The sequence below is a fragment of the Amycolatopsis sp. NPDC051106 genome, from assembly GCF_040682775.1.
Taxonomy (GTDB): domain Bacteria; phylum Actinomycetota; class Actinomycetes; order Mycobacteriales; family Pseudonocardiaceae; genus Amycolatopsis.
Genome location: NZ_JBFBBQ010000027.1, coordinates 98,402 through 105,849 on the forward strand (window position 1 = coordinate 98,402; position 7,448 = coordinate 105,849).

Sequence of the window (7,448 nt, forward strand, 5' to 3'; positions counted from 1 at the left end):
GTGAGCGAGTGGTTGACCGCGGGGGCCGGACGCCCCAGAGTGACCTCATGAACCGGGCCCTCGGGGTGCTGACCTGCGGCGCCTTCCTTTCGATCGTGCTCGGGGTCCTCGGGTCCGGGGAGCCCCTGCTCGCGTTGATTCTCGGCGCGGTCTTCACCGCGTTCGCGACGCTGGGCTTCGGCTGGGTGCGCGGCCGCGAGGGGTGGGCGTGGCCGGCCGCGTACGTCGGTGTCCAGCTGCCGCTGGCCTTCGTGACGTTCACGATCAGCGCCGGGGTCGGGGCGACGTTGTTCCTCGTCGTGCTGGTCAGCCAGTGCGTGCTGCTGCGCCTGCCGCTGCCGGTGATCGCGCTCGTCATCGCGGTGGTGCCGCTGGTGCACCTCGGGATGTCGCTGGGCGAAGGCCTGCGGGAGGGACTCGGCACCCTGGTTTCGGTGCTGTTCGCGGCCGTCATCACCGAACTGCTGCTGCGAGAACAGCGCTCGCGCGGCGAACTCGCCGAAGCCCACGAAAAGCTGCGCGACTACGCCACTCAGGCCGAACGGCTGGCGACGGCGCAGGAACGCAACCGCGTCGCGCGGGACATCCACGACGGGCTCGGGCACTCGCTCACCGTGGTCCAGATGCAGGTCAAGGCCGCGCGGGCGGTGCTGCCGACCGACCCGGGCAAGGCCGACGAGGTCCTCGCGAAGGCGCAGGAGCAGGCCGAGAACGCCCTCGCCGAAGTTCGCCGCTCGGTGAAAGCGTTGCGCGAACCGCGGCCGGCGCCGTTGCCGGAAGCGTTGCGGGCGCTGGTTTCCGAAGCGGGGGTCCCGGCCGAGCTCGCGGTCTCCGGTGCCGAGCGGCCGTTGCCGGAAGAACACCGCGAAGCGCTGTTCCGGACGGCGCAGGAAGGGTTGACGAACGTCCGCAAGCACGCCGGCGCGGACCGCGTCGAGCTGGTCCTGGCCTACGCGGACGCCTCGGTCCGGGTCGTGGTCCGCGACGACGGCGCCGGTTCGGATGGCGGCGCGTCCCCCGGCTTCGGGTTGCTGGGGCTGCGGGAACGCGCCGAGCAGCTGGGTGGCAAGCTCGACTTCACCTCGGCGCCGGGCGAGGGCAGCGCGCTCAGCATGGAGGTTCCGGGATGACACCGGTCCGCGTCCTGCTCGTCGACGACCAGGCGCTCTTCCGCGAAGCCCTCGGCACGCTGCTGGCCACCCACGACGGCATCGACGTCGCCGGCGAGGCGGGCAACGGCGAGGAAGCGCTGCGCCAGGCTGCTTCCCTGCGGCCGGACGTCGTGCTGATGGATCTGCGCATGCCGGTCCTCGACGGCGTCGCCGCGACCCGCCGGCTGCGGCTGGAGCACCCGTCCGTGCGGGTCATCGCGCTGACGACGTTCGACGACGACGAAGACGTCTTCGCCGCCCTGCGCGCGGGTGCGGTCGGGTACCTGCTCAAGGACGTCTCGTCGGCCCGGCTGATCGAGGCGGTGCTGGCCGCCGCGCGCGGTGAATCGGTGCTGCAGCCGTCGGTCGCCGCGAAGGTCGTCGCGCGGTTCGCGCAGCTGCCGGAACCGGCTCCCCGGCCCCTGGTGGTGCCGTTGTCCGAGCGGGAGCGGGAAGTGCTGCGCCTGCTCGCGGACGGCCGCAGCAACCGCGAGATCGCCGCGAAACTGTTCCTCGCCGAGGGGACGGTGAAGAACCACGTGACGAACCTGCTGGGCAAGCTCGGCGCCCGCGACCGCACCCAGGCCGCGCTGCGGGCCCGGGACCTCGGCCTGCTCTGAGCGGTCACATGACCCGGGTCATGACTTCCGGCACGTCCCCGCGCGGCCGGCACCCGCGATTCTCGTCCAGGAGCGAAACCGCACTGGAGGGAACCCGAGATGACCACCACCGCCGCCCCACCCCGCACCACCGTCCGCAAGCTCGCCCGGTTCACCGGGCACTACGCCGAGATGGTCGCCGCCATGCTCATCGGCATGATGGCGCTGCACCCGCTCTGGCCGGCCGCCTGGCTGGAACGCGCGGACGCCGACGCGCTCGTCATGGCCACGGACATGACCGTCGCCATGACCGCGGCCATGCTGCTGCGCAGGCATTCGTGGCCGCGGATCGCCGAGATGGCCGCCGCCATGTACCTGCCGTTCGTCGCGCTGCTCGTGCCGTTCTGGCTCGGGGCGATCGGCGGCGGCACCCTGATGGTCGCCGGGCACCTGCTCATGTTCCCGCTGATGCTCGCCGCCATGGTGTGGCGCCGCGCCGAGTACTGGCACTGACGTGCGGACCGTGCTGAAGTGGTTCGCGCTGGTCGTCGCCGTGCTCGCCGTCCCCGCCGTCGGCGCGACCCTCTCCGCGCTGTCGGCGTTCGGGGCGCTCTACTCCCCCGGCCCGGACCGGCCGGTGCCCGCCGCGGCACCGCCCGTCCACGACCCGGCCAAGCCGACCGCGGTCGTCGTGGTCGGCGACCGCGGGGCCGTCGTCTCCGATGCTCTTGCGCCGTACGAGATCCTGGCCGCGACCGGCCGGTTCAACGTCTACGCCGTCGCGCCGGAGCGGGAGCCGAAGCCCCTGACCGGTGGCCTCGACCTGATGCCCGACCTGAGCTTCGGCGATCTCACCGCCCTGCTCGGCCCGAAGGCGCCCGACCTCGTCGTCGTGCCCGCGTTGCCGGACGTCGGCGAGCCGAGCACCGAGCCGGTCAAAAGCTGGCTTCGCACACAGGCCGCCCACGGCGCGAAGCTGCTGGGCGTCTGCAACGGCGGCGGGGTGCTCGCCTCCACCGGCCTGCTCGACGGCCGGCCGGCCACCGCGCACTGGCTGAAGCTCGACGCCTTCGCCGGCGACTACCCGGCCGTGCGCTGGGTGCGCGGGCAGCGGTTCGTCGACGACGGCGACGTCGTCACCACCGCCGGGATCCTGTCCGGCATCGACGGGACGCTGCACTGGGTGGAACGGCTGGTCGGCCGCGAGGTGGCGGCGGACGCCGCTAAGGCGATCGGCTGGCAGCGCTACGGCACGACGGTCCCGGTGCACCCGCCGGCGTCGATGCCGGACGCGGCCGCGATCGTCAACGCCGGCTTCCGCTGGCACCCCGACGAGATCGGCGTGCTGCTCACCACCGGCGTCGGCGAGATCGAGCTCGCGTCGGTGTTCGACACCGAAGGCCAGTCGCTGTCCTCGCGCACGCTCGCCGTGAGCGTCGACGGAGCTCCGATCCGGTCGCGGCACGGCCTGACCTTCGTGCCGAGGGGTTCCCTGGCCACGGCGGATCTCGACCGGTTGGTCGTGCCGGGCGCGACGCGCGGGGTGACGACGCCGCCCGGCGGCCCGGCCCCGGAGTACGTCCACGACCGGCCCGGCTTCGCCTACGAGACCGCGGTCGGCGCGCTCTCGCGCCGCACGGACGTCGCGACCGCGCGCTGGACCGCGAAGGTCCTGGAACTGCCCACCGACGGCGTCGTCTTCGAAGGCCGGGCCTGGCCTTGGCTGCCCACGGCGCTGCCGATCGCCCTGGTCGTGCTGGGCGCGGCGGTGGTCACGGTGGTCGTCCGACTGCGGAAGCGACAGTCCTAAAACGATTTAGGATTTCCCTGATCTTCGAAGCGATTCACCAAGCGTGCGTCCCGGTGGAGTATTGCCAACGTGTGATTTCGTGATTACAGTCACGTATCGCACCTGGTTGAAACGTTTTAAATCTCGTCCCGTCCCCGCCGTAAGGGAGCCCGCATGCTGCCCTCGAAGCTCTGGCGCGCGACCACCACCACGCTCGCCACGATCCTGGTCCTGTCCGCCGCCGCGGTTCCGCCGGCCGGCGCCGCTCCACCGGTGGAACTGGGCGGTGCGCACTGGATCTGGTACCCGGAAGGGGACGCCCGCGTCTCCGCGCCGGCCGCGACCCGGTACTTCCGCACCACGTTCACCGTCCCCGCGGCCGCGGTCAGCGACGCCCGGTTCGTCGTCACCGGCGACGACACCGCCGACGTCTGGCTCAACGGCAAGCCCCTCGCCTCATCGGCGCGCACCACGGACTCGTGGCGCTCGGCGCTGACGGTGGACCTCCGGCCCGCACTGGCGCCCGGGGTCAACACCCTGGCCGTCGCCGTCCGCAACGCCGGCGGCGCGGCCGGCCTGCTCGGGCGGGTGCGCGTGACGACCGCGTCGGGTACCACCGACGTCACGACCGGAGCCGGCTGGAAGAGCGCGGCCACCGCGCCGGACGGCTGGGAACAGCCCGGCTTCGCCGACGGGAGCTGGGCCGCCGCCCGGGACCTCGGCACCTACGGCACCGGCCCGTGGGGCACGCGCGTCGGCACGCCGAGCGCCTCGGCCAAGACGCCGCTCTCCGTCGCGAGCGCCACCGTCGGGCAGCGCGTGAACCCCCTCGGCGTCGACCCGGCACAGGTCCGGTTCGGCTGGAAGCTCGCGTCTTCGGCCGCGCAGCAACGGCAGTCGGCCTACCAGTTCGTGCTGTCCACCGGCGGCAAGGACGTCTGGGACAGCGGCCGCGTCACGTCCGCGCAGCAGGCCGACGTCGCCTACGGCGGACCGGCGCTCACCTCGCTGACCGCCTACACCTGGAAGGTCCGCGTCTGGGACGGCGAAGGCCGGATGAGCGACTGGAGTGCCGTGCAGCGCTTCGAAACCGCGCTGCGCGACCCGGCCGCCGAGTGGACCGGCGCCTTCCTCGGCCGCGCCACGGCCGGCCCGGACCTCGCCGGCGCGAGCTGGGTCTGGTACCCCGAAGGCGATCCGGCCGGCGGCGTGCCCCCGGCCACCCGGTTCTTTCGGAAGACCTTCGACCTCGCCGCGGCGCCGGCGAAGGCCACCCTGGTCGTCACCGGGGACGACACCGCCACGGTGTGGGTCAACGGCACCCGGGTCAGCGACTCGCCCCGCGTCCCCGACTCGTGGAAGACGGCCGCCGTCGTCGATGTCGGCACTCTGCTGACCGCCGGGACCAACACGATCGCCGTCAGCGCGGAGAACACCACGCAGAGCCCGGCCGGGATGATCGCGAAGCTGACCGTCCAGGGTGGACCGACCGTGAGCACCGACGGCACGTGGAAGGCGAGCCAGAGCGGCCCGGACGGCTGGCAGCAGCGCGGGTTCGACGACAGCTCCTGGCCGGCGGCACGGGCGCTGACCGCGTACGGCACCGGGCCGTGGGGCGCGAACGTCGCCGTGAGCGCGCCCGCTCCCCTGCTGCGCAAGAGCTTCACGGTGTCGAAGCCGGTCGCGAGCGCGCGGCTGCTCACCACCGCGCTCGGCCTGCAGGAGACCCACCTCAACGGCGCCAAGGTCGGCGGCGAGGTCCTGGCCCCGGGCTGGACCGACTACGCGAAACGCCTGCAGTACCGCGTTTCCGACGTCACCAAGCAGATCAAGCCCGGCGAGAACGTCCTCGGCGCCCTGGTCGGCAACGGCTGGTACTCCGGCAGCGTCGGCATCGCCGGCAGCCAGAAGTACGGCACCGAACCGTGGTACTCGGCGCAGCTGAAGCTGACGTTCACCGACGGCACGACGGCCACGGTCGCGACCGACGGCACGTGGAAGACCGGCGACGGCGCGATCCGCGCCGACGACCTCTACCAGGGCGAGACGTACGACGCCCGGCTCGCGACCGGCTGGGACCGGCCCGGCTTCGACGACCGCGCCTGGGCGGCTCCGCGCGTCAAGACCGGCGCGAAGCCGAACCTCGTGTCCCAGGTGGACAACGGCGTCACGGTGCAGCAGGAGTTCAAGCCCGTCTCCTGGACGCAGCCCAAGCCGGGCGTGTGGGTGGCCGACCTGGGCCAGAACTTCAGTGGCTGGAACAGGCTGTCCGTGACCGGCCCGGCCGGCACCACGGTCACCATGCGGCACGCCGAGGTGCTCAACCCGGACGGCACGATCTACACGACGAACCTGCGCGCGGCGCAGGCGACCGACCGGTTCACCCTGGCGGGCACCGGGAGCGCGGAGACGTACGAGCCGCGGTTCACCGTGCACGGCTACCGGTACGTCGAGCTGACCGGCCTGCCTTCGGCGCCGACCGCGGCGACGTTGACGGGCCGGGCGATGTGGACGTCCGCCGCGCAGCCCGGCACGTTCACGACGTCCAACGCGCAGGTGAACCAGCTGCAGCACAACATCCTGTGGGGTGAGCGCTCGAACATGCTGTCCGTGCCGAGCGACTGCCCGCAGCGCGACGAGCGGCTCGGCTGGACCGGGGACATCGGGATCTTCGCCGGCACGTCGACGTTCAACCTCGACGTCGCGAACTTCCTCGGCAAGTTCAGCGACGACCTGGTCGACGCTCAGCACGCCGACGGCTCGTTCACCGACGTCGCGCCGGGCGTGCTCGACGGTTCGGGCTCGGCGGGCTGGGGCGACGCGGGCGTCATCGTGCCCTACACCCTGTGGCAGCGGTACGGCGACACGAGCGTGATCGACGAGCACTTCGCCGCGATGGTCAAGTGGGTCGAGTACCTGCGCTCGACGTCCGGTGCGGACCTGATCCGCGACCACCAGACGTTCGGCGACTGGCTCAACGTCACCGACGAGACCCCGCACGACCTGATTTCGACGGCGTTCTTCGCGTGGTCGTCTCGGCTGGTGTCGCGGATGGCCGCGGCCACCGGGCACGCGGACGAGGCCGCGAAGTACGGGACGCTCGCCGACCAGGTGGGGGCGGCCTTCACGAACCGGTTCGCCGCCGCCGACGGCACGGTCGGGTCGAACACCCAGACCGGGTACGTGCTGGCGCTGGCGTTCGGGCTGCTGCCGGCCGACCGCGTCCAGCCGGCGGCGGACAAGCTGGCGGCTCGGGTCGCCGCCGCGAACGGGCACCTCACCGTCGGGTTCCTCGGCGTGGAGAACCTGCTGCCGGTGCTGGCCGCGCACGGCCACGCGGACGTCGCGTACCAGGTGCTGCTGCAGCCGGACTTCCCCGGCTGGGGCTACATGATCGGCCACGGCGCGACGACGATCTGGGAGCGCTGGGACGGCATCAAGCCGGACGGCTCGTTCAACGACCCCGGGATGAACTCGTTCAACCACTACGGTCTCGGCTCGGTGGGCGACTTCCTGTACCGCTCGGTCGGCGGGCTGTCGCCGGCCTCCCCCGGGTACGCGTCGCTGCTGGTGGCGCCGTGGCCGGGCGGCGGGTTGACGTCGGCGAAGTCGGCGTACGAGACGCCGTACGGCAACGCGGTCAGCGACTGGTCGATCTCGGCCGGGAAGCTGACCCTGCGGGTGACGGTCCCGGCCGGCGCCTCGGCGACGGTCCAGGTGCCGACGTCCCGGCCGGGCTCGGTCGTGGCGCCGCCGGAAGCGGTGCCGTCCTCGTCCGGGTCGTACTTCGTGCCCGCGGGTACGTACGTCTTCACCGCTCCGGCGTGACCGGCTGACCAGCGCCCCAATGTGGCGTTCGGTGCGTCTGACGCACCCAATGTGGCGTTCGGTGCGTCAGACGCACCGAAC

Annotated in this window: 5 protein-coding genes; all 5 read left to right on the forward strand. The window is 72.6% G+C overall.

The window, feature by feature from the left end; translation table 11 throughout:
* Nucleotides 1–47: 47 nt before the first annotated feature.
* The 5 genes from AB0M83_RS21665 (at nucleotide 48) to AB0M83_RS21685 (ending at nucleotide 7,367) form a co-directional block, all read left to right on the forward strand.
* The gene (locus tag AB0M83_RS21665) at nucleotides 48–1,130 is read left to right on the forward strand and encodes a sensor histidine kinase (RefSeq protein ID WP_364519624.1); all 1,083 of its coding nucleotides are present in this window, start codon (nucleotides 48–50) and stop codon (nucleotides 1,128–1,130) included.
* Complete coding sequence (locus tag AB0M83_RS21670) at nucleotides 1,127–1,771, forward strand: response regulator transcription factor (protein ID WP_364519626.1); 645 nt, start codon at nucleotides 1,127–1,129, stop codon at nucleotides 1,769–1,771. Before AB0M83_RS21665 ends, AB0M83_RS21670 begins: the two co-directional genes overlap by 4 nt.
* Nucleotides 1,772–1,870: 99 nt before the next feature.
* Nucleotides 1,871–2,263, forward strand: coding sequence for a hypothetical protein (locus tag AB0M83_RS21675; RefSeq protein ID WP_364519628.1), 393 nt, complete (start codon nucleotides 1,871–1,873; stop codon nucleotides 2,261–2,263).
* Nucleotide 2,264: 1 nt separating this feature from the next.
* Nucleotides 2,265–3,560 (forward strand): DJ-1/PfpI family protein, encoded by a 1,296-nt coding sequence (locus tag AB0M83_RS21680; RefSeq protein ID WP_364519630.1) that lies wholly within the window; start codon nucleotides 2,265–2,267, stop codon nucleotides 3,558–3,560.
* A 153-nt stretch (nucleotides 3,561–3,713) separates the two neighbouring features.
* Nucleotides 3,714–7,367 carry a family 78 glycoside hydrolase catalytic domain gene (locus tag AB0M83_RS21685; RefSeq protein WP_364519632.1) on the forward strand — a complete coding sequence of 1,218 codons (3,654 nt, stop codon included), beginning with the start codon at nucleotides 3,714–3,716 and terminating at the stop codon, nucleotides 7,365–7,367.
* Nucleotides 7,368–7,448 lie beyond the last annotated feature (81 nt).